General features: G+C 63.6%; 26 protein-coding genes. 15 read left to right on the top strand and 11 right to left on the bottom strand.

Annotated elements, in window-relative coordinates; translation table 11 throughout:
* Window positions 1–55 precede the first annotated feature (55 nt).
* From ACX5I4_RS13720 to ACX5I4_RS13685, 8 genes are all read left to right on the top strand, one after another.
* On the top strand, window positions 56–1,735 hold the full coding sequence (locus tag ACX5I4_RS13720; RefSeq protein ID WP_461837134.1) for an amidohydrolase: 1,680 nt from the start codon (window positions 56–58) through the stop codon (window positions 1,733–1,735).
* Between the two features lie 88 nt (window positions 1,736–1,823).
* A complete protein-coding gene (locus ACX5I4_RS13715) occupies window positions 1,824–2,816 on the top strand; it encodes an ABC transporter substrate-binding protein (protein WP_461837133.1) in 993 nt (330 codons plus the stop codon).
* Between the two features lie 34 nt (window positions 2,817–2,850).
* A complete protein-coding gene (locus ACX5I4_RS13710; protein ID WP_461837132.1) occupies window positions 2,851–3,624 on the top strand; it encodes an ABC transporter permease in 774 nt (257 codons plus the stop codon).
* Complete coding sequence (locus tag ACX5I4_RS13705; protein ID WP_461837131.1) at window positions 3,624–4,400, top strand: ABC transporter permease; 777 nt, start codon at window positions 3,624–3,626, stop codon at window positions 4,398–4,400. Before ACX5I4_RS13710 ends, ACX5I4_RS13705 begins: the two co-directional genes overlap by 1 nt.
* Before the next feature lie 65 nt (window positions 4,401–4,465).
* On the top strand, window positions 4,466–5,281 hold the full coding sequence (locus ACX5I4_RS13700; RefSeq protein WP_461838730.1) for an ABC transporter ATP-binding protein: 816 nt from the start codon (window positions 4,466–4,468) through the stop codon (window positions 5,279–5,281).
* Complete coding sequence (locus ACX5I4_RS13695) at window positions 5,278–6,885, top strand: sulfatase family protein (RefSeq protein ID WP_461837130.1); 1,608 nt, start codon at window positions 5,278–5,280, stop codon at window positions 6,883–6,885. The genes ACX5I4_RS13700 and ACX5I4_RS13695 overlap by 4 nt, the downstream gene beginning before the upstream one ends.
* Window positions 6,886–7,003: 118 nt before the next feature.
* Entirely contained in the window at window positions 7,004–7,492 is a 489-nt protein-coding gene (locus tag ACX5I4_RS13690) for a helix-turn-helix domain-containing protein (RefSeq protein WP_461835803.1), read from the top strand.
* Window positions 7,493–7,530: 38 nt separating this feature from the next.
* The gene (locus ACX5I4_RS13685; RefSeq protein WP_461835804.1) at window positions 7,531–8,343 is read left to right on the top strand and encodes an IS3 family transposase; all 813 of its coding nucleotides are present in this window, start codon (window positions 7,531–7,533) and stop codon (window positions 8,341–8,343) included.
* Window positions 8,344–8,414: 71 nt separating this feature from the next.
* Here ACX5I4_RS13685 and ACX5I4_RS13680 read toward each other — a convergent pair whose 3' ends face one another.
* Window positions 8,415–8,774: a DUF2750 domain-containing protein gene (locus ACX5I4_RS13680; protein WP_461835805.1), complete on the bottom strand. Its 360-nt coding sequence runs from the start codon at window positions 8,772–8,774 to the stop codon at window positions 8,415–8,417.
* A 180-nt stretch (window positions 8,775–8,954) separates the two neighbouring features.
* Window positions 8,955–9,875 carry an EamA family transporter gene (locus tag ACX5I4_RS13675; RefSeq protein WP_461837129.1) on the bottom strand — a complete coding sequence of 307 codons (921 nt, stop codon included), beginning with the start codon at window positions 9,873–9,875 and terminating at the stop codon, window positions 8,955–8,957.
* A 45-nt stretch (window positions 9,876–9,920) separates the two neighbouring features.
* Between ACX5I4_RS13675 and ACX5I4_RS13670 the strand changes: the two genes are divergently transcribed.
* The gene (locus tag ACX5I4_RS13670) at window positions 9,921–10,412 is read left to right on the top strand and encodes a MarR family winged helix-turn-helix transcriptional regulator (RefSeq protein WP_461837128.1); all 492 of its coding nucleotides are present in this window, start codon (window positions 9,921–9,923) and stop codon (window positions 10,410–10,412) included.
* A 5-nt stretch (window positions 10,413–10,417) separates the two neighbouring features.
* Here the strand turns inward: ACX5I4_RS13670 and ACX5I4_RS13665 are convergent, their stop codons facing one another.
* Window positions 10,418–12,448: a primary-amine oxidase gene (locus tag ACX5I4_RS13665; RefSeq protein ID WP_461837127.1), complete on the bottom strand. Its 2,031-nt coding sequence runs from the start codon at window positions 12,446–12,448 to the stop codon at window positions 10,418–10,420.
* A 155-nt stretch (window positions 12,449–12,603) separates the two neighbouring features.
* Window positions 12,604–13,563, bottom strand: a complete 960-nt coding sequence (locus ACX5I4_RS13660; protein WP_461837126.1) for an AraC-like ligand-binding domain-containing protein — start codon at window positions 13,561–13,563, stop codon at window positions 12,604–12,606.
* A 216-nt stretch (window positions 13,564–13,779) separates the two neighbouring features.
* Between ACX5I4_RS13660 and ACX5I4_RS13655 the strand changes: the two genes are divergently transcribed.
* Both ACX5I4_RS13655 and ACX5I4_RS13650 read left to right on the top strand, forming a co-directional pair.
* The gene (locus tag ACX5I4_RS13655) at window positions 13,780–15,282 is read left to right on the top strand and encodes an APC family permease (RefSeq protein ID WP_461837125.1); all 1,503 of its coding nucleotides are present in this window, start codon (window positions 13,780–13,782) and stop codon (window positions 15,280–15,282) included.
* A 49-nt stretch (window positions 15,283–15,331) separates the two neighbouring features.
* Complete coding sequence (locus ACX5I4_RS13650; protein WP_461837124.1) at window positions 15,332–16,831, top strand: GMC family oxidoreductase; 1,500 nt, start codon at window positions 15,332–15,334, stop codon at window positions 16,829–16,831.
* Between the two features lie 80 nt (window positions 16,832–16,911).
* On the opposite strand, the gene ACX5I4_RS13645 is transcribed toward ACX5I4_RS13650, so the two are convergent.
* Window positions 16,912–17,733, bottom strand: a complete 822-nt coding sequence (locus tag ACX5I4_RS13645; protein WP_461837123.1) for a molybdenum cofactor biosynthesis F family protein — start codon at window positions 17,731–17,733, stop codon at window positions 16,912–16,914.
* 152 nt (window positions 17,734–17,885) lie between these two features.
* Window positions 17,886–18,620: an IclR family transcriptional regulator gene (locus tag ACX5I4_RS13640; RefSeq protein WP_461838729.1), complete on the bottom strand. Its 735-nt coding sequence runs from the start codon at window positions 18,618–18,620 to the stop codon at window positions 17,886–17,888.
* A gap of 148 nt (window positions 18,621–18,768) precedes the next feature.
* Here ACX5I4_RS13640 and ACX5I4_RS13635 point away from each other — a divergent pair, with 148 nt between their 5' ends.
* From ACX5I4_RS13635 to ACX5I4_RS13625, 3 genes are all read left to right on the top strand, one after another.
* On the top strand, window positions 18,769–19,305 hold the full coding sequence (locus ACX5I4_RS13635; protein WP_461838728.1) for a flavin reductase family protein: 537 nt from the start codon (window positions 18,769–18,771) through the stop codon (window positions 19,303–19,305).
* 74 nt (window positions 19,306–19,379) lie between these two features.
* Window positions 19,380–20,834: a 4-hydroxyphenylacetate 3-monooxygenase, oxygenase component gene (gene hpaB, locus ACX5I4_RS13630; protein WP_461837122.1), complete on the top strand. Its 1,455-nt coding sequence runs from the start codon at window positions 19,380–19,382 to the stop codon at window positions 20,832–20,834.
* Window positions 20,835–20,988: 154 nt separating this feature from the next.
* Window positions 20,989–22,320 carry an MFS transporter gene (locus ACX5I4_RS13625; RefSeq protein ID WP_461837121.1) on the top strand — a complete coding sequence of 444 codons (1,332 nt, stop codon included), beginning with the start codon at window positions 20,989–20,991 and terminating at the stop codon, window positions 22,318–22,320.
* 200 nt (window positions 22,321–22,520) lie between these two features.
* Here ACX5I4_RS13625 and ACX5I4_RS13620 read toward each other — a convergent pair whose 3' ends face one another.
* Window positions 22,521–23,174, bottom strand: coding sequence for a phosphoribosyltransferase (locus ACX5I4_RS13620; RefSeq protein ID WP_461837120.1), 654 nt, complete (start codon window positions 23,172–23,174; stop codon window positions 22,521–22,523).
* 46 nt (window positions 23,175–23,220) lie between these two features.
* Here ACX5I4_RS13620 and ACX5I4_RS13615 point away from each other — a divergent pair, with 46 nt between their 5' ends.
* Window positions 23,221–23,670 carry a MarR family transcriptional regulator gene (locus tag ACX5I4_RS13615; RefSeq protein ID WP_461837119.1) on the top strand — a complete coding sequence of 150 codons (450 nt, stop codon included), beginning with the start codon at window positions 23,221–23,223 and terminating at the stop codon, window positions 23,668–23,670.
* Between the two features lie 22 nt (window positions 23,671–23,692).
* Here the strand turns inward: ACX5I4_RS13615 and ACX5I4_RS13610 are convergent, their stop codons facing one another.
* From ACX5I4_RS13610 to ACX5I4_RS13595, 4 genes are read right to left on the bottom strand one after another with little or no spacing between them, the layout of a single operon-like run.
* Window positions 23,693–24,523 (bottom strand): alpha/beta fold hydrolase, encoded by an 831-nt coding sequence (locus ACX5I4_RS13610; protein WP_461837118.1) that lies wholly within the window; start codon window positions 24,521–24,523, stop codon window positions 23,693–23,695.
* A 4-nt stretch (window positions 24,524–24,527) separates the two neighbouring features.
* A complete protein-coding gene (locus tag ACX5I4_RS13605) occupies window positions 24,528–24,857 on the bottom strand; it encodes a biotin/lipoyl-containing protein (RefSeq protein WP_461837117.1) in 330 nt (109 codons plus the stop codon).
* The gene (locus ACX5I4_RS13600) at window positions 24,850–25,884 is read right to left on the bottom strand and encodes an alpha-ketoacid dehydrogenase subunit beta (RefSeq protein ID WP_461837116.1); all 1,035 of its coding nucleotides are present in this window, start codon (window positions 25,882–25,884) and stop codon (window positions 24,850–24,852) included. The genes ACX5I4_RS13605 and ACX5I4_RS13600 overlap by 8 nt, the downstream gene beginning before the upstream one ends.
* A complete protein-coding gene (locus ACX5I4_RS13595) occupies window positions 25,877–26,914 on the bottom strand; it encodes a thiamine pyrophosphate-dependent enzyme (protein WP_461837115.1) in 1,038 nt (345 codons plus the stop codon). The genes ACX5I4_RS13600 and ACX5I4_RS13595 overlap by 8 nt, the downstream gene beginning before the upstream one ends.
* Window positions 26,915–26,999 lie beyond the last annotated feature (85 nt).

The raw sequence follows: 26,999 nt of genomic DNA, 5'->3' as shown, positions 1-26,999 counted from the left end.
CTGCAACGAGTAATCGAAATCACACTTACGAGTGCGTGAAAGGTCGGAGGCGGCGATGGAGCAATTCGCGGAGCTGGTCATGGTCAACTGCCAAGTGCTGCCGGTTGTGGCTGGCGGCTCCATCCCGGATTCCACCGCGATTGCGGTCCGTGCCGGCAAGATCACGGCGGTAGGCAGTGACAGCGACGTGTTGGCCCAGGTCGGCCCGGACACTCGAGTTGTTGACGCCGCCGGCGGAGCCGTCATCCCCGGAATCAACGATGCCCATCTGCACTTCATCGCCTCGTCCATGGTCGGATTCGGCTATCTCGGCGTAGGCTCCGCGGAATCGTGGGCAGCTGTGAGGTCCATGATCGACTCGGCAGAACCTGGAGCGGACGGCTGGATCCGTGCCCACGGCTGGGATGAGGTCCTGATTGGCCCTGAGCATGGTGAATTGCTGGATGCCCGGCCGGACGTACCGGTTGTTGCCTTCGACAAGACCGGACACCAACTCCTGGCCAACCGAGCCGCGATGGCAGCCGCAGGCATCACGGCAGGAACGTCCGATATGCCAGGGGGAGTTGTCGCCCGGCTCACCGATGGGAGCCCCCGCGGCCTCTTCAAGGACGGCGCCATGGAACTCATCTCTCGAGCCCTGCCGCCCGTCCCCGTCCAGACCCTGCGACGCTCGGCCCTGTCAATGCAGTCCCTCCTGCACCAGCAAGGCATAACCTCGCTCACGGAACCGGGACTGGGGCCGGCCAGCGCCGGGCTGCTGGACGGAACGGGTTCGACGGCGGCACTCAAGCTGCTGGGCGATCTCGCCGTCGCGGGGGAGTTGAGCCTGCGCATGAATGTCCTCCTCTTGTTCGCTGGAACCGGGGGAGTCAGCGCCGACGCGGTAGCGGACGGACTGGCCTCAGGGCTTGCCACCCACTACACGGACCGCGGAATCGACGAACAACTCCTGCGCGTCGCCGGCGTCAAAGTCTTTGCGGACGGAATCCCCCGCAGCGGAACGGCCTGGATGTCCGAGCCCTACGGAGATGCCTGCAAACACGGCAGCCTGGTGGTCCGCGGCCGCAGCGACGCCGAGCGGGTAGCCGAACTCGGCGACATCCTGGAACTGATCGATACCGCCGGCTTGCAGGCAGGTATCCACGCCACAGGCGACGCCGCCACCGAGGCCGCCGTGGAGGCTCTGATTGCCCGCACTGACACCGTTGCCAGGCGGCACTACATCATCCACGGTTCCTTCAGCTCGCACCGGACCTTGGACACCATGGCGACCCTGAACATCGGATACAGTACCAACCCCCTCATCCGTTCGATGGCCGGGGACGCGATGCGCTCCATACTGGGCGAGGAACGCTTTGACCGCCATCAACCGTTGCGTTCCGCATCCATGGCAGGGGTGCATTTCAACCTGGCATCGGACTCACCCGTTGCATCCACCGACTGGCGCCGCACGGTGATTGCCGCCGTCGAGCGTTCAACGCGGACCCGTCCCGGACGCAAGGACGATCCTGAACGGATCTCCGGCACCCAAGCGCTCGCAGCCATGACCAGCCAGGCGGCCTGGCAGGACCAGGCCGAGCACTTTAAGGGGTCCCTCCGGGCCGGAATGGCGGCAGACATCTGCCTGCTGGCCGAAGGCTGGCCCGACGACTGCAATATCGAGGCATTGGCCGAAAACGATGTCCTCATGACTGTCAGCGGCGGCCGGGTTGTCCACGACGCCACCGATGGCTGATGCACCAAGACTTCGCCCCAACGAATTCCCGACAAAAAAAGATGGCACCCAACTTCGGCAACTTGCCGTACTAGCAAGGAGACACACAATGCGACGAAGCATTCCCATCGTCCTGGCGGCCACTGTGGCACTCACGCTCGCTGCCTGCGGATCGGGCCCCAGCCCCTCCTCCACGGGTAACCCGGCAGGACTTACCACCCTCAAGGTCGGTACCATCGGCATCGGCTCGGACGCAGCGCTGCAATTGGCGATCGACAAGGGCTACTTCAAGGAACAGGGGCTGGACGTCCAGGTCTCGGTCGTGGCCAACCCGCCGGCGGGTGTGGCCGCAGCCCAGAGCGGACAGTTGGACCTGACGTATTCGCCGTCGATCCCCATGCTCAACGCCCTCAGCCAGAACGTCCCGGTGACGATCGTCGCCGCCGCCGACGGGTACGCAGACGACGCCCTCGGCACGAAAGACCTCTCCAAGGTGGACGACACCGCACTGGTTGCGGGGAAGAGTTCCGGCATAACCCGCCCCAAGGACCTTGAAGGCAAGTCCGTTTCCGTTCCTGCCCGCAAAGCCCAACTGGAAGTCACCGTCAGCAAGGTCATCAAGGACGACGGCGGCGATCCCGCCAAGGTCAACTGGATGGTCCTCGACCCGTCCTCGGCCATGCAGGCGCTCAAGGCAGGACGGATCCAAGCGGCATCGCTTATATCGCCCTTCAGCTCGCAAGCCGTCAACGACGGCGAAAAGCTCCTTGCCTCGCCGGGAATCGAATTCTTCGGGAAGGGCGCAGTTGGCCTCTGGCTGGCCGGCAAAGGCACCGTGGCCTCCAAGAAGCCGGCTTTGGAGGGCTTCAAGAAGGCCATCTACAAAGCAAATGCCTATGCCAACGCCAACCTCCCCGAAGCCCAGGCGCTGAGTGCCAAAATCACCAAGACCAGCCTTGACGTCGTCCAGGCCGGAGCTGCGAACTACTGGCCGGTGACCGTGCGCGTTGAGGACATCGAGCGCGTCGACAAGGAACTGGTGGATCTGGGCTTCCTGAAGCAGAGCGTGCAACTCGCTCCCGACCTCATCATGGGCAATTGAACGGCGCGGACCACAATCTCCTGGAGATGCAATCATGAGAATCCAGCCGAAGACGCTGCTTACCAGCGCTGCAGGCTTTGTCGTGGCGGTGGTTGCGTGGCAGCTGATCGCCACCGGGCCTATGGCCGGCGGGCCGCTGCCCACCATCACCTCGGTCGCGGGAAACCTCGCCACCGTCGTCGCTACGGAGGCCTTTTGGACTTCCCTGGCGACGACGGTGGGGATCGCCCTGCTCGGACTGGTGACCTCCGCCGTCGCTGGCATTGCGCTGGGCATCCTGGTGGGAAGTTTTGAGCCGTTCCGCTACGCCACGGTGGCGGTCCTGGAGTTCCTCAAACCCATTCCGCCGATCGTCATTCTTCCGTTGGTGGTCCTGGTCCTGGGGCCCACCGGACAGATGTCCTGGTTCCTGGTGTTCCTGGGCTGCCTCCTGCCGATCATCATGCAGACCGTGGACGGGGTTCATGACGCCGACCCGGTGGCCCGCGATACGGCTCGTTCCTACGGACTCAAGCAGCCTGAGATCCTGCTGCGGGTGGTGCTGCCCAGTGCCATGCCGTTCATCGGCACGGCCATCAGGGTGGCGGCGCCCGGAGCCTTGATCATCACCGTGGTAGCCGGCCTGTTGGGCGGCGGCCCCGGGCTCGGCCAGAGCATCTACCAAGCCCAGGCCGGGGGCGACTATCCGACCCTGTATGCCCTGGTGATCGTTCTCGGCGTGCTCGGAATGCTGTTCCAGGGCGCTACCAGCGCGGTGGAACGCCGCATGCTCCACTGGCACGAATCCTTCCGAGAGGTGGCACACTGATGAACCGTAAACTTCTGCTCTGGCTTTTGGGAGCGGGTACCCCGGTGCTGCTCCTGGTGTTGTGGTGGGCAACGTCGCTGCAATCCACGGACACGTTCTTTCCCCCGCTCAGGGACATCCTGCAGAGCTTCCAGCAGCTGTGGCTTTTCGCCCATTTCCAATCGGATGTCCTGGTGAGCCTGGGCAATCTGCTGCTGGGCTACGTGGTGGCCTCGGTGGCAGGTGTCGCGCTCGGTTTTGTCATCGCCTTGGTGCCCGTGGCCCGGAACGTCCTCGAACCGCTGATCCATTTCCTGCGCAGCATCCCGCCCGTTGCCCTCGTGCCGATCCTCATCTCGCTCATGGGCTTCGGAACTGAGATGCGGGTCTTCAGCATTGCGCTGGCGGCACTTTTTCCCACCCTGATTGCAACCGTGGACGGCATCCGCAGCGTCGACTCCGGGCTGAAGGATGTAGCCCGCGTGTACCGCTTCACGACGGCGGAGAAAGTCACCCAGGTCTATTTGCCCTCGGCGGGTCCGCAGATCTTCTCCGGCCTTCAAGTCAGCCTCCAGGTTGCTTTCGTGGTGATGATCGCCAGCGAAATGCTCGGCCCCTCGCAGGGCATCGGGGCGATGACCCTGCTGGCCCAGCAGAGCTTCATGATTTCGGACATGTGGGCCGGGATCCTACTGCTGGGGGTCATCGGCTTCGCCGCGAACCTTGTCTTTAGCCTCATCCGCCGCCGGGTGCTCGCCTGGTACATCGGATCCCGTCGATTGGCCCGATCATCATGAAAACCACCCTGGGGACTTCCCGAACTTCCAGCGCCGTGACCGCGGCCCAGCCCGGAAAGAATGCCATGACCGAAAAGATCGCCCCCGCAGGGGTCACGGAATCCACGACGGCGCCGCCCCGCCTCGACGTTTCCCACCTCGCCAAGACCTACGGGACGGGGGACAAAGCCCGGACTGTCATCGAGGACCTGACATTCACGGTGGACGCCGGCGAGGTTGTCTGTATCGTCGGCCCCTCCGGCGTGGGCAAGACCACCCTGCTCAAATGCCTTGCAGGCTTGCACCCCTCCAGCAGCGGGCGGGCCGCCATCGACGGCCGCACCATCATCGGACCTCCGCCCGAAATGGCGCTCGTTTTCCAGGACTACAACCGCTCGCTCATGCCTTGGCTCACGGTGCGCAAGAACCTCATGCTGCCCCTGCGCCACCTTCACCTGAGCGCCGCCGAACTGAAGGAACGCTGCGACGGCGCCCTGGCCGCCGTCGGACTCGCGCATGCCGAACACCAATACCCGTGGCAGCTCTCGGGAGGCATGCAACAGCGCGTGGCGATCGCCCGGGCCCTCGCATACCGCCCGGAAATCCTGATCATGGACGAGCCGTTTGCTTCCGTTGATGCGCAGACCCGCTTCGATTTGGAAGATCTCTGCCTCAAGATCCGGCGCGATTTCAACATGACCATCCTGGTGGTCACCCATGACATCGATGAGGCCGTCTATCTCGCCGATCGTGTTGTGGTGCTGGGATCCAAGCCGGCCCGCGTCCTGCGGATCGTCGACGTCGACCTTCCGGCGCGGCGTGACCAGATCACTACGCGCTCGCTGCCCGGGTTTGCCCGGCAGCGCACCGATGTTCTCTCGCTCATCAAGAGGCCGGCGTGACAGGGGGCAATGGGGGAACCACCGGCCGGCCCAACATCTTGTTCTTTATCGCAGACCAGTTGCGGGCAGACCATCTCGGCTTCGGCGGCAACAACACCGTCAGGACGCCGAACCTGGATGCGCTCGCGGCCAAGAGTACCGTGTTCACTGAGGCCACGGTGGCCAACCCCACGTGCATGCCCAACCGGGCCAGCCTCATGACGGGGCGGTGGCCCTCGGTCCATGGAACCCGCTGTAACGGCATCACGCTGGATCCGGTGGCGCGAACACTGCCGCGGGTGCTGCGCGGCGAGGGATATCGGACCATCGGCGTCGGGAAGCTCCACCACCAGAACATGGGCTGGGAGTTCGAACCCCACCAGCAAGCGGAGATCGCCGCGGTAGCCCCGTTGCTGGTGGAGCCGCGGGCAACAGATGCCCGGGAGCCCGGCTTTGCGCCGGGCTGGGACCAATGGGAAAACCGCGACGCCCATGACGAACGGTTCATCGAGCTGCCTACGGACTACTACGGCTACAACCACGTGGACCTCGTCATCGGTCACGGCGACCGGCCCGGCGGGCACTATGTCCACTGGGCCCGGGAACGCGGCATTGATCCGGCGGCGGTGGGCGGGCCGGAGAACTCGTCCAGCGCCTACGAAGGATGGGAGCAGGTGTACCAGACGGCGATCCCGGCCGAAGTGCACCCCAGCAGCTACGTCAGCGAAAAGGCGATCGAGCAGCTCAAAGATGCCGCAGGCCAAGACCAGCCGTTCTTCATGTTCGTCTCTTTCCCGGATCCCCACCACCCCTTCTCGCCGCCGCGCGGATACGCCGACCTCTACGACCCGGACGGAATTGAACTCCCCGTCGGGTTCACCCAGGATCACTCGAAGTCGCCCGAGCATGTTCGCCGTATGATCGAACACCGCGGCGAACCCAACATCGATCCCACCATGACGTGGGCAGCCACCGAGGAGCAATACCGGCACGCCGCTGCCGCCCAGTACGGTCTGATCACCCTGATGGACGAACACATCGGGCGGATCCTGGATGAATTGGAACGCCAGGGCTTGGCCGATGACACCATCATCGTTTTCACTGCCGATCACGGTGACCTCTTCGGCGACCACGGGTTGATGCTCAAGCATTTCGTCCATTACCGGGCCGTGACGAACGTTCCGCTGTTGATCCATGTTCCTGGTGGCATTGGCCGCCAAAGTGGCGCGCTGGTGTCCAGCACAGACCTTGCCCCGACGTTGCTGGAACTCGCCGGAGCACCGTCCTACCGGGGAATCCAAGGCAGGTCCCTGTCGCCGTTGCTGGAAGGCCGGACGGACACGCATCGGGAGCGGCTCTTGGTGGAGGAGGAACAGCCCTTCGGCTTGGACGGGTTGCCAGGGCCGGTCCGCATGCGCACTGTGATCACCGCGGATGGCAGGCTGACCTGTTACTTCGGCAACGGGATGACCGAGCTCTACGACCATCGTTCCGATCCGGACGAACTGAACAACCTCGCTGGAATTCCGGAACACCGCGAGCTGGAGCAGCGGCTCATGCAGGCGATGCTGGATGAAATGGCTGCCGTAGCCGATGAGGGAACGGCGCCCACGGCAGCTGCCTGAGGCTGTCCTCTACCTTGTGGAGGCTGCCGGCCGGGGGTGCTCAGGAAGAGCCGGGGCCTTGAACTGCTCCCCGAAAGTTGGACTGAGAAATCAGTTCTGACTTTCGGGGAGCAGTTTTATGGATGGAAGAAGTTCGTTGTCCGAGGAGCAGCGCGAGGCCGCGGTAGCGTTGTTTGAAACGGGTTGGGGTGCTTGGGCGGTAGCGACCCGACTCGGAGTAGGTAGAGGTGCCATCAAGCGTTTGTATGGACGATGGCGGACACGCGGAGGTACGACCCTGGTGGCGAAGCCAACACGACCGGTGTTCTCGTTTGAGTTCAAACTTGATGCTGTGCAGCGATACCGCTCGGGTGAGCCCAAAGTCGCCCTGGCGAAAGAGCTTGGGCTGTCCTCTCCGCTGTTGCTCGAGAAGTGGGCGCGTCAGTACCGGACCGAAGGCGAGGATGGGCTGCGCCCCAAGCCGAAAGGCCGTCCGAAGACGAATCCCGGGACAGCAAGGAAACCTGAGTCTGAGGTAGAGCGGCTGCGCCGTGAGAACGAACGACTGCGCGCAGAAGTGGCCTTCCTGGGAAAAGTAAACGCCTTGAGGGACGAGGAACAGCGCTAAAGGTCCGCGCTGTCATCGCTCTCAAGGCTGAGCACCGGTTGGAAGTTCTCCTGGACGTAGCCGGGTTAGCCCGGTCAACCTTCTTCTACCACCAGGCCCGTCTCCAAGGACCTGATCCACGGGCGTCCCTGAAGGCCGCTATTACGGAGATTTTCAAGAAGAACCACGGCCGGTATGGCCACCGCCGGATCCATATCGAACTGCTCAAGCAAGGGTGGACGGTCGCCAAGAAGACCGTCCTGAAGCTGATGCGTTCCCTGCGGCTGGTCTGCAAGGTCCGAAGCAGGAAGCGGTACAACTCCTATCAGGGCGAGCAGGGCATCGTGGCCCCGAACCTGCTGAAACGCCAGTTCGAAGCGGACGCCCCGGACCAGAAGTGGGTTACCGATGTGACCGAGTTCAGCGTCGGTGACCGGAAGCTCTACCTCTCACCGATCATGGATCTTTTCGACCGGCAGATCATCTCCTACGCGATTGGCACCTCGCCCAATTTAGAGCTGGCCAACGCCTCGCTGCGCGGCGCCTTGGCCACGCTGGAGAACGGGCAGAAACCACTCGTGCACTCCGACCAGGGATTCCAGTATCAGCACAACTCCTGGCGCACACTCTTGGCGAACGCCGGCGCGGTCCAATCGATGTCACGCAAAGCCAACTGCTACGACAACGCCGTCATGGAGAACTTCTTCGGACACCTGAAGGAAGAGCTCTTCCACCGTGTCCGGTTCCTCAACACCGACGCACTTGCATCAGCGCTGCACGAGTACATCCGCTGGTACAACACCGAACGAATTTCCACCAGGCTCAAGGGTTTGAGTCCGGTACAGTACCGTGCTCAAACGCTTGCGGCATAGGTCCCTCTTAGCCAACCCTGGGCAGGACACCTGGCTCCACTTCTTAACGATGTCGGTCAGCGCCGCCTGATCTAGTCACTTGACTCCCGGGCAATAAGGGATGACAGCGCAGCGGCGGGTTCTACGTCGTAGCCTGTTGCGCGGTTCCCCGACCAATTGAGTCCCAAGTTCAGCCCGTCGTTGTCAAGACCCTGTATCCACTTTGTTCGCCACTCACTAAGAGGGATGGCTACCTTTTCAAAGCCTTCGTATGCCTCGACTGTCGAGATGATTTTTTCTGCCCGAGAGGCTAAGGACCAAAAGGGCATTGAACGTACTCCGTTGCTTCCCATTGGGGCTGGGATGCCGTCAGAATCCCTAATCGTCCACACCCGCCCTTCTCGGACTACTTCGTCGAAGAACGCAGATGCGTGTGCGCCGCTGATGCTCATAGCGCTATGGTCTCAGAATCTGGGGATAGGACTAACGCCATAGACCAATCTCCGACCGTACTTCCGATTGGACGAACCTCAAACGAACACTCACTTTAGCGGCCATAGAACTGTTAGCAACGACAGAAGTCCCCGTCCCAAATGGGACGGGGACTTCTTCGAAGAGCCGATCGCTGGCCGCTAAAGTAGACCTCGCACAATAACGAGTCCAACTTTCGGGGACCAGTTCACCTTCGGTCCCGGCTCTTCGCGCTGTGGGACAAAGACCGAGACCAGGGCTGCCAAAACAATGGCCGCCCCGAGGATCTGTCCCCAGGAGAGGGACTGTCCGAGGAAGGCCCATCCGAGCAGCACCGCCACCAGTGGGCTGAGCAGGCCCAGGAAAGAGGTCGCCCCCACCGGTAGTAACGAGATCCCCCGGAACCAGAGTGAGTAGGCCAGGGCGGTCCCGACGAGCGCGAGGTACGTGAATCCCGCCAGATTGGTGGCTGATGGCAGGTGTGCGGGAAGGCCCTCGACCAGCAGAAGGACAGGCAGAAGGAGAATCCCGCCACTGACGAGCTGCCAGGCTGTCAGCGCGAGGGGCGATGCAGGCCGGCCCCATCTCTTGCTTAACGCAACTCCTGCCGCCATTGACGCAGCACCTCCCAACGCGGCAAGTACACCGATGGCATCAAGGCGGGCTTGGGACTGGAGGACCAGGATTCCGACGCCGGCCACGCCCGCTGTGCCCGCTAGGATCTGGCGGCGGCCGAGGCGTTCGCCGAGGAACCGGCTGGCCAGGACGGCTACGATGAGCGGCTGCACGGCTCCGACGGTTGCCGCTACGCCGCCCGGCAGGCGGTACGCGGCGAGGAAGAGCAACGCGAAGAAGGCTCCGATGTTGAGGAGCCCCAGCACCGCCGATTTCCACCACCATGCCCCATGCGGGAGCTGGCGGGTGATCGCCAGCAGGACCAGCCCGGCAGGAAGGGCCCGTGCCACCGCATCAAGCAGGGGTGTGTCCGGTGGCAAAAACTGGCTGGTGACGAAGTAGGTCGATCCCCACGTGACGGGCGCGACGGCAGTTGATGCGATGACAAGAATTCGATTGCTAAGCACTTAGCGATAATAACTAAGAGCTTAGCAAAATGCTAGTGTGGGGTCATGAACGATGCGGTCGAACGGATCCTGGAACAGTGGCGGCGCGAGCGGCCGGACCTTGATGTTTCACCGATGGCGGTCATCGGGCGGATGACGCGTGCGATGAATGCCGCGGAAGTTCAGCTCGCGCGGAATTTTGCCCGGCATGGCCTTGATTCCGGTTCCTTCGACGTGCTGGCAACCCTGCTGCGGTCCGGAGCCCCGCACGCACTCTCCCCGGCCGCCCTCGCGGATTCGGCCATGGTGACTTCGAGTGCTATTGCCCAGCGGCTGAACAAGCTGGCCGAACGCGGCCTGGTGAGGCGATCCAAGGACCCGGATGACAAACGCGGCACCGTGGTGACCTTGACGACAGAGGGCAAGGCCTTGGTGGAGCGCGTTCTGCCCGATCACCTGGCCACCGAGCGCTCGCTGATCGAAGGGCTGGACAAGGCGGATCAAGCGGTGTTCATTGAAATTCTGGGCCGCATCGAGGCCAACGCTTCGCGGGAATAGCCGCCTTAGTGGCAGCAGCCTCCGCCGGCGTCCTCCGTCTTGTCCGCCGACGCGGGACGGTGCTTCGCCGAGCCGTCGGGCAAATCCAGCGCGGGGTTGCGGTCCAGGAAGCCGTTGGGCTTGAGCATGAAGCCCGAGTAGTCCACCGGCATGATCGGCCAGTCTTCGGTGCGCGGCACGTGCGTTGGGCCGAAGACGTGCCAGAGCACGACGTCGGTGTTCTCCAGGTTGCGGTCGGCCTGCGTCCACTTGGCCAGGCCGTCGCCGGCGTGCTGGTTGGGGTAGTCGCCGGCGGGGAAGCGTTCCGCGGGATCGAACGCGGTCACCCACAAGTGTTTAGTGGCGAACGCCGCCCGTGAGGCCACAGAGGAACCCGGTTGCGCCATGAGCGACGGCCCCGGCTGGGGGATGAGGTGGTACGACGTTGGCTGGCCAACGTGGTTGAGGCGGTTCGGGTTGGTGATGTACCAGGAACGTCCGACGCTACTGTCCGCCATCCTGGCCGCCTCGGACTCCTTCACGAGGTCCGTTTTCCGGTAGGTGAAGGCATTGCCGTAGGGGTTTTCGGGTCCCATCGGGATGCCGACCATTTCGGCTTCCTGCACAGTGTTGGCATTGCCGTCCACGGCAACGTCCAGACGCGCGCAAAACAAGTGCTGGTGAACCGGAGCGATGATTCCCGGGGCTACTTCCGGGGCGTGACGGTTGGGTACGCCCGGGATGGTGGCTCCGGCGAAGACGATGCCGGTTGCCTTGGCCTCCACCTGGATGGTGCCATCCAAGTAGAAATACCAGAAGAAGCCGTAGTCGTAGTTGCCGATGGTGGCGAAGTAGGAGATCACCAGGCGCCGGGATCGGCGGACTACGGATTCCTCGCCGGGTTCGGTGTGCTTCCAGAGGATCCCGTAATCCTCCTCGTGCATGCAGATGGCCTGGGGGATCTTGACGGGGTGACCGTGGTCATCCGCTACGAAACCGTCAAAATAGTGGATTACTCCCAAGCAGTCGCAACCGAGCTTGAGTGAATTGGCGTTCTTGCCCAGAAGATACTCTCCGGCGTCGAAGTAGCTGATCCAGAAGCGCGTGTTGGAGGTGTCACCGTAGGGCACCACCATTTCCGGCACCGACGCCCGGTAGAGCACTGAGCGGTCTTCCTCGCCGTCGCGGAAGGTGATGTTGTTCAGCACCAGCCCTTCCTTGGCGTTGAATCCCACTCGCAGTTTCCAGTTCTCCCACGTCACGTGGGTGCCATCCACCAGGAAGCTGGGGCCTTCCGGCTGCGTGATTTCGATCGGCTTGAGCGTGGTCCGGGCCGGTCCGGTAAATTCCGGCGTGTAATTGCCTTCCGCCGCGGGTACAGGCACGTCGCCGTCGTCGTCCACCCGGATGACACGGCGTTCGGTGAGGTCGATGTGCACAATCAAGCCTTCTACCGGGTGCGCCCAGGGGCTGTCACCGGCGAAATTGCGCATGAACGTCAGGGAGCGGATCACGCGGCGGCCTACTTCGTCCTCGCGGCCGAAGGATCCCGGGGCGAGGGGAGCGGCAAACGCGTTCTCCAGGTCGCTCAAACCGCGGCGGGCCATGGCGGCCTGCCACTGGGGATCGGCCTTGACGATTTCTGCGGCGAGGTCGTACTCCTCGAACAGGTACTGCGGCTGGCCGTATGGGCTTTCGCGGTTGTTGAGGGGCGTCCACGAAAGCAGCTTCGAGTCCGTCACGGAGACAACGCCCTCGGCCGCGTCCCCCGTTGCAGTGTCCAGTACCGTCAGGATCACCTGCCGATCAAAGGCGTCGCCCGGTTTGTAGCCCAGCATGGCTGCTTTGTCGGGCTCAACCGGTAGGACCTGGGGGAAGCGGCTGGTCTCCACCAGCTTTCCGGCGTCGGCCAGGATCCGGCGCGCGGCGGAGATCTCGTGTGCGGTCAGCGGGTCCAGTGGATGCCCGACGGCGGTGACTTGCGTTGCGCCGTCGGCGTGGCATGAAGCGCCACTCGCCGCGGCCGAATCATCATCAATGAACAGCTTCGATACCATGCCAGAACTCCCTCGTCAGGTGCAAAGTCGTGGGCGTTCGTGTGCCCATCTCCTTGCCTTGACTATGTCGCAGGGCGCAACTGCAGGTCTTGTGTACGGGGGCATGGCACTTGACCATGGGCGAAGGCTGCCATTCGCGTACCTCCGGAGCGTCTTCAGGGCTGATTGCGGTAACCGGTGGGCGAATTGCCGAAGGCCGCCCGGAAGATGCGGCTGAAGTGCGCTGCATCCGTGAAACCCCAGCGGGCGGCGATAGCTGTGACTGGTCGTTTGGCCAGGACAGGATCACGTAGGTCGCGGCGGCAGCGTTCAAGCCTGCGTTGCCTGATGGAAGCGGCCACCGTGGTGCCGATCTCCTGGAAGAGGTCGTGCAAGTGCCGGGTCGAAATGTAGTGCGCCGCCGCGATCGAGCCCGGCCCCAAGTCCGGATCGCCAAGATTGCTTTCGATGTAGTCGTGGATCCTGCCAAGCAACAACAAGTGAGGGTCGCGGCCGGAGTCGATCAACTGGTCAAGCTCGCCGTTGAACAAAGTGGTCACCAGGTCCAGGGCGTTATGGGCCAGGCGCAGACCGTTTGCTCCGGACAATGCTTCCAGATTGTCTGCCAGGCGCACCAGGAAGGGGCTGATGATCTCTCCGAGGCCTTCGTCGCCGGGGATTCTCAGTGCGGTAACCTGCCCCATGGCCTCCGCAGGGAGGTCCAGCAGCCCGTGCGGAAACATCAGTACGAGCGTTCGGAACTCTCCGTCAAAGGAGAGTTCGTACGGCCTGGACGTGTCGTAAATGGCGAGGTCGCCGGGACTCAGCACGGCTTCCCGATCATCCTGGACGAGCCGGCCGGTGCCGGCGAGCTGGATGCTGAGCTTGAAATAGCGCCCTGTGGACTTCGCGATCAGCGCCGGAGTCCTCACAGCAGTGTGCCGCCCGGCTTTGACTTCAACCACCGAGATGTCGCCAAGGACGCGGGAACGCATGCTCCCATGAAAGGTGGGAGCGTCGTTGGACCGAACCATCAACGGCACGAACGATTCCGAGATGGCACGGCTCCAGTCCTGGAAACTGTCGGACACGACGGTGTGAACGGTGGCAGAGCCGGCATCGGCCACGGCGGTCATCAAACTCCTTCTTGAGTGCCCCTCGCCGCAGGCCGTTGGCCTGCCGGGTGTGAGCTTGGCCGCAATTCTACACTCCTGTGATTCGAAGCATGGCGCGTGCATGGTTCGACAAGGGCCTTGCTTTGTGAGACAAGTCACGCGCGGCGTCCCGGGTGCAGGATTGCTCATGACAGCCTGCGGCCAGTTGGCCATGGCAGCTGAAGACAGGAGTGCAGGATGAGCGTTGACGCCCCCGCAAAAGACCGGGCAGCCAGTTCCACGGATGCGAAGCGGCGCCTGGGAGTTCCCGCCGTCACCTTCATGATCATTGCTGCTTCGGCGCCGCTGACGGTGCTCGCCGGCGGGGTGACGACGACGTTCGCGGTCACCGGGGTGACCGGAGTGCCGCTGTCGTACTTGCTGCTGGGGGCGATCCTTGCCCTGTTCGCGGTTGGATACGCCGCCATGAGCCGGTACGTGACCAACGCCGGCGCCTTTTACGCCTACATTGCCCAGGGCATCTCCAGGCCTGTTGGCGTGGGTGCTTCCCTCGTGGCGTTGATGTCCTACAACGTGATGCAGGTAGGTATCTACGGCATCTTCGGCTTTACAGTGTCTTCCCTGGTCAGCACCCGCTTTGGCGTCAGCATCCCGTGGTGGGTGCCGGTTCTCGTGTGTATTGGCATCGTGGCCGCCCTGGGCGTGAACCGAGTGGATCTTTCCGCCAAGGTCTTGGGCTTGTTGGTTGGCCTCGAATTCCTCGTGGTGATTGTGTACGACGTGATCTCGTTTGTGGTTGCCCCTGAGGGCGGCAGCATGGAGGCACTCAGCCCGGCCAGTCTCTTTGTCCCCGGTATCGGAGCCGTCTTTGCCTTCGGAATCGCGGCTTTCATGGGCTTCGAATCGGCGGCAATCTACGGTGAAGAATCCAAGGATCCCCGGCGCACCGTCGCCCGGGCAACCTACACGGCTGTGGCCATCATTGCCGTCTTCTATGCGGTGTCTTCTTTGGCGATGACCGTGGGCGCCGGTCCGTCCGCCGTCGTCGAAACGTCCGCCAAGGAAGGCCCGGACCTGATCTTCCACTTCCTGGGTGCCCATGGCGGCGTCCTGATCAGCGACCTGGCACAGTTGCTCTTCGTCACCAGCCTCTTTGCGTCCCTCGTGAGTTTCCACAATGCCGTGGCCCGCTATTTCTTCTCCCTCGGACGGGAACGGGTCATTCCGCCTTTCCTGGCCGCCGTGCGCAAGGGAAGCGGTGCACCGTTCGCCGGATCGATCGCGCAGACAGCTATAGCGGTGGTTGTCACAATAGGCTTCGCTGTCGGTGGTTCCGGCTCGGAGCTGGGCGATCTGTATCCCGTGCTCACCATGTTCACCTGGCTCACCAACACCGGTGCCATGGGCCTGGTCCTGTTGATGACAGTGGTGTCCCTTGCCGTCATCGGATTCTTCCGGCGCAAGGGCCACCAAGTCAGTCTGTGGGCCCGTGTGATCGCCCCTGCTCTTGGTTTTGTGTTCCTGGGTGTGGTGTTCGTCCTGATTCTGGTGAATTTCAACGTGTTGCTGGGCCAGACCGAATCCAGCGCGGCCTCCTTCGTGCTGCCGGCCCTGATCATGGTGCCCGGTATTGCCGGAATCCTGTGGGGCCTGCGCCTCCGCAGGACCCGCCCCGATATCTACCGCGCCATCGGCCACGGCGAGGAAGACGATACAGCCGTCCACCTGGGCGAGGCCTAGTCCAAGGCCGGACATGTCACTTTCGAAGCAGACTGAAGGGAACGCGCCCATGACCGCACCGAAATCCGCCATTGTTGTTGGAGCAGGATCGGCGGGATGCGTCGTCGCCCGCCGTCTCGTCGATGCGGGAGTGCACGTTCGCGTGCTTGAAGCCGGAGGCGAGGATAGTAATCCGGCAATCCACGATCCCAGTCGGATGGGTGAGCTGTGGCATAGCGCCGACGATTGGGACTACTACACAGTTCCGCAGGAGCATGCGTCCGGCCGCCGTCTGCACTTACCGCGAGGCAAGGTCCTGGGCGGATCCCACTCACTGAACGCCATGATCTGGGTCCGGTGCGCTCCAGCTGACTTCGACCATTGGGCGGCCGAAGGCAACGACGGTTGGTCTTGGGCGGATGTACTGCCGGTCTACCAGCAGATCGAGGCATTCCCCGGCGAAGCCGGCATGCTCGACGTGAGCGACGACTATCCGCTGGATCCGATCCAGGGCGCCGTGGTCGATGCCGCCGTCGAGATCGGCCTTGAGCGCAACCCGAACTACAACAGCGGCCAGCTTGATGGCGTGTCGCAACAGCAGCTCACCATCCGTGATGGCAAGAGACTGAACACCTACATCGCGTATCTCAAGCCCGTGCTGGCTGCGCCAAACGTGGACCTTGAAACCGGCTGCCACGTCCACCGGCTACTGCTTGAGGACGGGCGTGTGAGCGGGGTCGAATATGAGCGGCGCGGGGAGCTGCTGAGGGCGTACGCGGATGAAGTCATCCTGTGCGCCGGGGCGATCGACTCACCGCGAATCCTGCTGCGGAGCGGGATCGGGCCAGCCGAAGAGCTCACGGATCTTGGCATCGCGCCCGTTCACGATCTCCCGGGCGTCGGAAAGAACTTGCACGATCACTTGCTCGCCCCCGTCATTTTCACGACAACACGGGAGATTGATGGGCCGCGTCCGGGCGTTTCGATCACCCAAAGCCACCTGTTCTGGAAGAGCCGTCCGGACCTTGACGTGCCGGATACGCAACCTATCCATTTCAGCGTTCCGATGTACCAGGACGACATGACGGGGCCGGACAGCAACGCGTTCACCCTCATGGCCGGTATCGTCAGCCCGTCGAGCCGCGGAAGCATCCGGTTGTCCGGGAGCGATCCGCGCGATCCATTGTTGATCGACCTTGCGGCCCTGAACGAGGAGGAAGACGTGCGTTCGCTCGTCGCCTCCGTCCGCCAGTGCCGCGCGATCGGCGCAGCCCCTGCCCTCGTCGAGGCCTGGGGCGCCCAGGAACTGTACCCGGGTCCCGCCGTCGTCGACGACGAAGGACTGCGCGACTATGTGCGCCGCCGCGCAGTGACCTATCACCACCAGGTCGGCAGCTGCAAAATGGGCGTCGACGCCCTCGCCGTGGTGGACCCGCGCCTTCGCGTGCACGGACTGGCGGGCTTGCGCATAGCGGATGCCTCGATCATGCCGCGCATCACCACCGGCAACACCAACGCGCCGTCCATCATGATCGGGGAAAAGGCCGCGAAGTACATTCTGGAGGACTGAATACACGCCCGCGGCCCCAAACCCCCCCGCGGCCTTTCGGCGCGGCCCCTCTTGAGGGGCGGCGCCGAAAGGCATGTCCATCAGCCTGCCGGGTCGAACTCCTTGGGATGCACAGTGGTGGAAATCAAGCGGCCGAATGCCCCGAACGTGAAATGCGTGGGCACCTCGCCCGACTCGTCGAGTCCGAACAGTGCGCCATGGGAGCGGATGCTGCGCACGTTTCGGTGGTCGGCGATGGTTACCGAAGCGCAGGGAATGACCTTCTCACGCCAAGCAAAGACGAAGATGCCGGGACGGATTTCGTAGACGGTGTTCTCATCGGTGTCGGCCAGGCCCTTTTCGGGGCCCGCGAGGCACTGCCAGGTGTACCACTCGGGGCTCAGGTAGATGTGCTCGTAGGCGTGCTCAGGGCTATAGACCCACATGACACGCCGGCCAATAAGGCCACGGCTCGGGGCAGGCGCTGTGCCACTCGTCGGAACCTCGACGATGGTGCCGGCGTCGAACAGCTGTTTGACGCGGGTGCCCTGCGAATCCTCGTCGTCGATGACCGTGACAACCGTCAGTGACCGGCCCGACTTCAGGTCCAGCACCAGGCTGACGGCGTCGAGCGGACGCACTTGGGTGTGGAACTGCACGAAGTAAAGGTCCTCGTCAACCAGGAATGCCTCGTAGGAATCGTCCCCGCGCTCGTCGCCGTGCGGATCGCCGTCGGCCGCGTCATAACCCCAGATGACGCGGTCCTCGGTGAATGTATGCGTGATCACGGATCCGTTGGAGGCGTTGAGGGTGATGGTCCGCCCGGCCAGGTCCGGTGAGTGGGGTGCCTTGTTGGCGTCGAAGCCAGGGGCGAGGCCATCCAAGGGCAGCCAGTTGGCAGTATCGAGAAGATTCACGCTCATGTGGTTCCTTCCAGTTCTCAGAAGCGGCGCCGGCGAGCGCCGGCACTGCTTTGAGTATTGGGTGGAAGGGAGGTGGAAGTCTTGTCTGCGAGGGAAGGGCACTTGACGTGAGCGGAATGGGTTCCGCTCGGCCCCGGCCGGACGCCGTTGCCTTACGCCAGTTGGGACTCTATCCGAGTTGCGCTCGCGGCCAGGGCTTCCCCGACGGCGGATTGGTCCTGTTCGCGGCGGATGTAGACGACGGCGATCGCCGCGGGCCGCCCGCCGGGCACCTTGATGGGAGCGGCCAGGGATGACAAACCTGCGATGACCTCGTCGTGGCTTGCCGCGTAGCCGAGCCGGCGCGCTTCGGCTGCCTCGGGCCGATAGGGCAGGCCCGGGGCGCGGGTGGCCCATTCGTCCTCGCTCATGGTGGACTGGATGGCGATTCCCGGCGCTCCGGTGTTCACCGGGTGGCGGGTTCCGGGGTGTTGCGCCAGGGTCGCGGCCGAGTGGCGCGGCTCCACGGTGACCAGCGTGACGCAATCCTGATGGTCCCAGACCGCCACGAATGCCGTCATGTTCAGGGTGTTGGCAAGCTGGGTCAGTTCGGGGAGGGCTGCCGTCTGGAGATCGCGGGAGACGCCCCGCGCCAGCACTGCCAAGCCGGGGCCGGGCTGGACGCGGCCGGCATCATCGCGCACTAAAAGGGAGTGGTCCTCCAGCGTGCGCAGGATCCGGTACGCCACCGAGCGGTGAACGCCCAAGGCGCTGGCGAGTTCCGCAATAGTCAAGGGACGCTCGGCGGCAGCCAGGATTTCCAGGGCCTGGATTCCGCGGGACAGAGTCTGCGACGGTGAGGCGGCCGCCGTCGTTTCCTGCGGTTTTTTCGTGGCACTGGGCGACATCATGGGCTCCATCCTATGTTGGGGTCTAACGCGGCGGACCTGCCGTCTTGTGCCCCGGTCCGCAACAGACTATGGTTCTGTATGAGAATTTGTTGTTCAAATATAGAACAAGTTCACATATAGAACAATCTCCAGCCAGGAATCAATGATGATTGCCAAGTCCAGCCAGAATGCGGAGCCGGGCCCCCTGAGCCGCACTTCGCGGCCGCGGGCACATCACTTCCGCGGCAGCCTGGGCCGATTTGCCACAGGCGTGGCCATCGTAACGTTCGACGGCGCCACCAAGCGATACGGCATCACCGTGAATTCCTTCACCTCGGTGTCCATGGAGCCACCGTTGGTCCTTGTCAGCATCGCCCGCACCACCAAAGCCCACGACGAGCTCGCCGGCCGGCCGTTCAGCGTCAACATCCTGGGTGCTGAGCAACAGGAACTCGCCCTGCACTTCGCGGGCCGTCCCGGTCCTGAGCCCCGTTGGGTCGAGGGCGGCACGGCGCCCCGGCTATCCAATGTCCTCGCCTACTTCGAATGCACACCATGGGCCGCTTACGACGGCGGTGACCACACCCTCTATGTGGGCGAGGTGGTCGACTTCAACTACCGCAGCGGCGATGCGCTCGCTTTCGCCAATAGCTCCTTCACCACCATCCCGGAAAGCCAATTGGGAATGGAGGACCTTCTGTAATTGCCGCGGCGCCGGGGAAATGCCGCATCCGCACACGCAATGCCGTTTCAGCTCAACCATCATTGGAGACAACCATGGGAATCCGGACCGGACAGCAGTACCTGGACAAGCTCAACTCGATGAACCCCCACGTCCTGATCGACGGCGAAATGGTCACCGAGAAGATCGCCGACCACCCGTCCTTCAGGAACGTGGCCCGCACGTACGCAAAGCTCTTCGACATGCAGCATGACCCGAAGTATGCGGACGCCCTCACCTACGTATCTCCGACGACGGGGGATCGCGTCAGCACTTCGTTCCTGGTGCCGCGGAGCAAAGAGGACCTTGGGCACCGGCATGCGGCCATCCGCACGTGGGCCGAGTATTCCCATGGATTCCTGGGCCGGACCGGTGACTACATGAACGGAGCCCTCACGGCGCTCGCGGCTGCGGAAAAGTGGTTCGCCCAGGCCGATCCGATGTTTGGTGAGAACATGCGGAAGTACTACGAGCATTGCCGCGAGAACGATCTGCTTGCCACGCACACGCTCATTCCGCCGCAGGTCAACCGCTCGGTGTCCGGTTCCGAACAGCTCGGTGGCCAGCTCTCGGCCAGGGTGGTAGAGGAGCGGGAGGATGGAATCGTGGTGCATGGCGCGCGCATGCTGGCCACGATCGCGCCGATTGCCGATGAACTCCTGGTGTTTCCCTCGACGCTTCTCCGGGCGACGCCCGAAGATGCTCCCTACTCTTATGCGTTCGCCCTCCCGAATGACGCACCGGGCATGCGCTACCTGTGCCGAACTTCGCTTCATCACGGCGGAAGCACCCACGACGAGCCCCTTGCCAGCCGTTTCGAGGAGATGGACGCCGTGGTGGTCTTCGACCATGTGTTCGTCCCCAACGAGCGCATCTTCATGCTTGGTCATCCCGAACTCTGCAACGCCTTCTATTCCGAGACGGGTGCCGGCGCCCTCATGACCCACCAAGTGGTCACGCGGACCATCGCCAAGAGCGAGTTCTTCCTTGGCCTCGCGTCGGAGATTGCCGCTTCCATCGGGATCGACGGTTTCCAGCACATCCAGGAAGACCTCGCGGAGCTGATCGAAACTGTTGAAATTGAAAAAGCCCTTATGGTGGCCGCCGAGGCTCAGGCCGCTCCAAGTCCGGATGGCGTGTTCCTGCCGCATTGGCCTACCTTGAATGCCGCCCGGAACTGGTACCCCAAGGTTGCCCAGCGATTCCCGGCAATCATCCGCAAGTTCTCGGCGTCCGGCCTTATGGCGCTGCCGGGCGAAGCGGACGTGGCCAGCGAGGCGCTGCCGGACATAGAAATGTACCTGCAGGCGAAGACCCTGACCGGCCCGGAGCGCGTCCGCCTTTTCAAGCTCGCCTTCGATGCGAGCATTTCCTCGTTCGCCGGTCGCCAGGCTCTGTATGAATACTTCTTCTTCGGTGATCCCGTCCGCATGGCCGGCGCACTCGTGAACAGCTACGATCGCGAACCGGTCCGGGCCAGGGTGCGGGAGTTCCTCGAACGGGAAGACTAGGCGCGCCACGGCGACGTGCGACGACGATGGCGGCCTCCCGCCGTCGTCGTCATCTTGTGCCGTCCATCACATTCGCGTAGTAGGCTATTCCAACTGACCGTTCTGTCGGTAATTCAGGGCGACAGTCATCACCGCACCCAACACTGGAGTTTCAATGACCGCAACTTCCTCTGTCGACACCCAATCGGGCCCAAGCAGCAAGCGCGAAGAGCGCAGGGTCCTCGCCGGGACCCTGGTGGGCACCACCATCGAGTGGTACGACTTCTTCATCTTTGCCCAGTTGACGGCGACGTTGCTCGCGCCGCTGTTCCTGACCCCGCTGGAGAAGTCCAGCCCCGGGCTGGCGCAGATCCTCTCCTTCGCCACGATCGGCATCAGCTTCTTGTTCCGTCCGCTCGGCGCGTTTGTTGCCGGACATCTCGGCGACCGGCTGGGCCGCAAGGCTGTCCTGGTCATGACGCTCGTGATGATGGGCGGGGCCACGGCCCTGATCGGTTTGCTTCCCACTTATGAAACCATCGGATTGTGGGCGCCGGTCCTGCTGATTGCGCTGCGCGTGCTGCAGGGTTTCTCGGCCGGCGGTGAATGGGGTGGCGCAGCGCTGATGGCCGTGGAACATGCGCCGAAAGCCAAGCGAGGCCTGTTTGGTGCCTACCCCCAGATCGGTGTTCCCATCGGCATGATCCTGGCCACGGGCCTGCTCTACTTCTTGACCTCGGGCATGTCCAAGGCGGATTTCAATGCCTGGGGTTGGCGTGTGCCGTTCTTGCTGTCGGTCGTCCTGATCGTCGTGGGCTACCTGATCCGCCGGGCGGTCGGGGAGAGCCCGGTCTTCAAGGAAATCTCCCAGCGCAAAGCCGAAAGCAAGGCTCCGCTGCGCGAACTCTTCCGCAAGAACAGCAAAGAAGTCATCCTCGCTGCCCTGATCTTCATCGCCAACAACGCGGCCGGTTACCTGCTGATCGCGTTCTTCATCTCCTACGCCAACAAGGCCCTCAAGATGCCATCGGCACAGGTCCTTTTGGCGACGACGGTGGCTTCCTTCGGATGGCTCATCTTCACCATGGTGGGTGGCTGGCTTTCGGACAAGATCGGCCGGGTCAAGACGTTCCTGATCGGCTACGGACTCGTGTTCGCCTGGATGATTCCGATGTTCGCGCTGATCGATTCCAAGGACATCCTCCTGTACGGAACAGCCCTCTTTGTCTTGACGATCGGGCTGGGCCTTTCCTATGGCCCCATGTCCGCCATGTACGCCGAGATGTTCCCTGCCCAAGTCCGCTACTCCGGGATTTCCATCGGGTACGCGCTGGGCTCGATCCTTGGCGGAGCCTTTGCGCCGTTGATCGCCCAGGCCCTCCTGGACGGTACCAAGTGGTCAGGTTCCGTGGGCATCTACATCATGGTCCTGTGCGTCATCTCCGCGGTAGGAGTGGTGCTGGCCAAGGAAACCAAGGGCCGTCCGCTCGGGTTCAGCGCGCGCTAGGCATCAGACGCACTCCGACGCTCGCTCACCTATGACGCGAAATTCTCCGACGCTCGCTCACCTATGAGCCCAAACAGCGGCACCCTCCTGCAGATGATGTGCAGGCGGGTGCCGAATTCTTCCCTCATACGTGCAGGAGCGTCGGGGAACGGGCCGTCGGATGTGAACGAGCATCGGAACTCGCGCAAATTTAGCCGAGCCTAGCCCGCCCGCTCCAGGAGCCGCACGGCGTCGTCGTCCGTCAACTGTTCAAAGTGCTCGTAGAACGCGCCCACCGCGTGGAATCTGCCCGGCGTGTGCAGGCAGATCATGAAGTCGCACACCCGGCTGATGGACGCTTGGGCTTCCAGGGATGACACGGGGACGGCGGCCACTACAGTCGCCGCGCCGCCGGCGCGGACAGCCTCGACGGCGGCGCGCATGGTTGCTCCCGTCGCGAGTCCGTCGTCCACAAGCACAACAGTCTTCCCCGCGAGGTTGAAGCTGATTCCCGGATAGGTTTTCACCCGTCGCAGGAGTTCGCCCCGCTCCCGCACCTCCACAGCGTCAAGCGAAGCCTGGGTAATTCCGTGCCACAGCATGCGTTCGGTCAAGGGGCGGTTGAGCACGCGGACAATTCTGCCGTTGGACCACGCAAGGGCGCCGAAGGCTGTTTCCTCACGCCCCGGGATGCCGAGTTTGCGCACTAGGACGGCACCGTACGGCTGATAGAGCTCGACGGCTGCCGTTGCCGCCACGGGGACCCCGCCGCGAGCCAGCCCAAGCAGGATCGTGTCCGGCCGTTCCCGGAGCTGCGGAAGCCCTGCTGCCAGACGGCGTCCGGCGTCCGCACGGTCCTTGAAGCGCATGCCCATTCGTCTCACTTCCACGTAATCCGGCGCTGAATCAAGCCTACCTTTCTTGCCGCGGACGCTCCCCGCTGCCACCATGGGCCATGTGAACAAGCCCATCGGTTATTGGATCAAACGCCTGGACGCCGCATTGGAAGCGCATCTGGACAGCACCTTGGCGAGATTGAAACTCAGCCGGAGGCAGTGGCAGACCCTCAACGTCCTGGCGGAGGCACCCCTCAGTCCCGAAGACCTTGACGGCGTCCTCAGCCCCTTTTGGGGCGGCGAGACGCGTCGTCGCGAAAGTGAACTGGCCGCGCTCGTAGGCCGCGGAATGATCATCATGGTGGACGACCGCATCAGCCTCAGCGAACTGGGCCACGTAAAACATACGGAAGCCCAAAGGCTCGTCGAGGACTCCCGCCGGGACATCTCGATGGGGGTAGGCATGGACGAATACGCCATGGCCCTCAGCGTGCTGGAGCGCATGACCCTTAACGCGGAACGGCTGGCCCGGTAAGGCCAGCCGTTTCATTGCCGGCCTAGACGCCGAGGAACGCTACTGCGGCGTCCTTGAACACCCGGCTGGTCACGGCGTTGCTGTGGTTCCGCCCGGGGACGAGCAATTGTTCCACCATGCCACCGGCGTGGGCGGCGATCGAAGCGAGTTCCGGCATGGTGACGGCCCGTTCGTCCTTGTCGCCGGCCACCAGCAGCATTGGCATGTGCGGCACTGCTTCGGCGGGATCGTACGGTTCGCCTTTGATGGCCTCGATAAGCGACAAGAGCGCGAACAAATCGTTGCTCGGCAGGAGTTGCGCCATTTTGAGCAACCCCGCGGTGGACTCGTCTTCGATGGGCGTGCCGTCCGCAAGGTAGTGCTGGGCAGCCACGAGGTCGAAGGATGCCAGCGGGTCTTCCTTGTTCGGGCCGCCCAACACCAGGCGGTGCACGAGTTCGGGTTGGGTGGCCCCGAATTCCCAGGCCAGCCGGGAGCCCAAAGAATAACCAATGATGTCGAGCCCGCTGGTGGGGTCACCGTCGCGCAAGGGGCGCGCACCGGCGTCGGCCACTATTTGGAGCAGGTCCGCGCGGATCCTGCTGGGCGAGTACGAATCCAAGTCCTCGGGAGAGGCGCTCCGGCCGTGCCCCGGAAGGTCCACGGTGATAACGCGGCGGCCGGCTGCCTGGAGGGTGGAAATCCAGCCCGTGTCTCCCCAGTTGAGCTTGGTCGAGGAGGAGAAGCCATGCAGGAGCAGGATGGGTCGCAGTCCGGCGTCGGTCCCTGTGGCGGGTTCATGGATTTCCACGAAGATATGGGGATCCGTTCCTTCCACCGTATGGATGTGCTCTTCTGCGTGCCTGCCGCTCATGGTGTCAGTCCTCATCAAGTACGGCGCTCAGGCGGACCCGGCGCTTGGGTGCGTCATCCTTCGGAACCGTGCCCACGATGCCGGCAATATTGTCCGGCACCTCGAACACCACCAGCGGCTCACCGACGTTGATCGTATCGCCCGGCGCACCGTGGATACGGATCACTTTACCTGCCTGCGGGCTCGGCAACTCGAGGGCGGATTTACTCGTTTCCAGCTCCACGAGCGGCTGGTTGCGCTCCACCTGGTCGCCGGGGGAGACGAGCCAGTCCAGCACGGTTGCTTCGATGAGGCCTTCGCCAAGATCGGGCAGGGGGAAGCTGATTTCAGCCACGTCGATACTCCAGTACTCGTTGGATCCCCAGGAGGATGCGGTCAATGTTCGGGATGTATTCGTCCTCCAGGTCGCCGGACGGATACGGCACGTCGAAGCCCGTGACCCGCTCCACGGGCGCCTTGAGCGTGTCGAAGCAGCTTTGCGTGATCAGTTGGGCCACTTCGGCCCCCAGCCCGGAGGTCAGCGGGGCCTCATGCACGACGACGGCGCGCCGCGTCTTTCCGACGGAAGTCGCCAGTGCTTCGGCGTCGATCGGCTTGAGCCAGCGCAGATCGAGGACCTCGACGTCGATTCCGTCTTCCGCGGCGAGTTCGGCAACCTGCAGGCACCGGGCAACCATGGCACCCCAGGCTACGAGGGTCAGGTGGCGGCCCGGCCGGACAATGCGGGCGCCGGTGAGGCTACCGCCGTCGGATGCGTCGACGTCGCCCTTCTGCCAGTACCGGGACTTCGGTTCCATGAAGATCACCGGGTCCGGCCGCGAGACCGCGTACTTGAGCAGGTGGTAGGCATCATGCGGATCCGACGGCGAAACAACCTTGAGGCCCGGAACATGCGCGAAGAGGGCCTCGAGGCTTTCGCCGTGGTGTTCGGGGGCGCGGATGCCGCCGAAGCTGGGCACCCGGAGCGTGATGGGCATCGGCAAGGTGCCGCGGCTGCGGTAGTTCATCCGGGCGATCTGGCACACGATCTGGTTGATGGCGGGATACGCGAAGCCATCGAACTGCACCTCCGGAATGGGGTGGAAACCGGCCATGGCCAGGCCCACGGACATGCCTAGGATGCCCGATTCCGCGAGCGGCGTGTCGAAGACCCGGGACTCTCCGTGCTTGGCCTGCAATCCGTCGGTGATACGGAAGACGCCACCCAATTGGCCGCAGTCCTCGCCGAAGACCACTGCCTTCGGATCGATGGTGAGGATCTCGTCCAAGGCGCGGTTAAGGGCCTGCTGCATGGACATCCGGGTTGGCTGGGTCTCGGTGGGCGCCCCGGCTTCAAGGATGGCGGTGGTGCTCTCAGACATGTTCGGACTCCTCGCGCCAACGGGTGGCCTGGTTTTCAAGGGCGGGGGTGGTTTCCTGGAAGACGAAATCGAACATCTCGTTGCCGGGCCGGGGGCCGAGGGCTTCGATTCCGGTGCGGATCGCTTCCTCCTCTGCCCGGGTTGCCTGGTTGGCGGCGGCGAAGAATGCCTCGTCGGCTACGCCTTCGGCCAGCAAACGCTTGCGGAGGCGTTCCAGCGGGTCCTCGCCGGCGTCGATGCGCTCGTCGTCGAGGCTTCGGTACCGGCCGGGGTCGTCGGCGGTGGAATGCGGGCCGCGGCGGTAGGTCATCGCCTCGACCACCACCGGACCGTTTCCTGCGCGGCAGTGGGCGAAGGCGTCGCGGGTGGCCTCGTAGACGGCAACCACATCGTTGCCGTCCACCTGGAGGGCCGGGATGCCGTAGCCGGCGGCGCGGGCGGCCACTGAACCCCCTGCCACCTGCCGCTCGGTGGGCACGGAAATCGCCCAGCCGTTGTTCTGGATGAAGAAGACAACCGGTGCTTTCATCACGGCGGCGAAGTTCATGGCTTCATGGACATCGCCTTGGGAGGAAGCGCCGTCGCCGAAGTAGCTGAGGGCCACTCCGTGCCCACCGCTCAGGGTCTGGCCATGGGCCCAACCGACGGCATGGAGCACCGAGCCTGCCACCACGGCCTGAATGGGCGCGAGACGGCTTGCCAGGGGATCGTACATTCCGCCGTGCCACGTTGCCTTGTGGGTGGACATGTACGCCACCATGTCCACGCCCATGGTCCGGGCGACGCCCATCTCGCGGTACGTCGGAAAGGCGAAGTCGCGCGCAGTGTCGAGGGCGTAGGCGCTGCCGACCTGAGCCGCTTCCTGGCCGAGTTCCGGAGCATAGCCGGGAATGATTCCCTGACGCTGCCAGGCGACGGCCGAGGTATCCAGATATCGAACGGCAGCCATCAGGGAATAGAGCTCCCTGAGCTGCTCGGAGGCCAGGGGCGCGGCGTCGGCTGCGGCCACAGCGGGAAGAAATGAGTCCATGGACGTGACCGTAGTCACTGTGCGGGCCGTAGGCAATCCGCCTATTTGTGGCTAGGCAAACTGCCAAGAACTGCTAGTGGTTCCG

The organism is Arthrobacter sp. MMS24-S77 (genome assembly GCF_054888235.1).
Note: the sequence above shows the minus strand (reverse complement) of the source record. Positions and strands in the feature narration are given on the sequence as shown.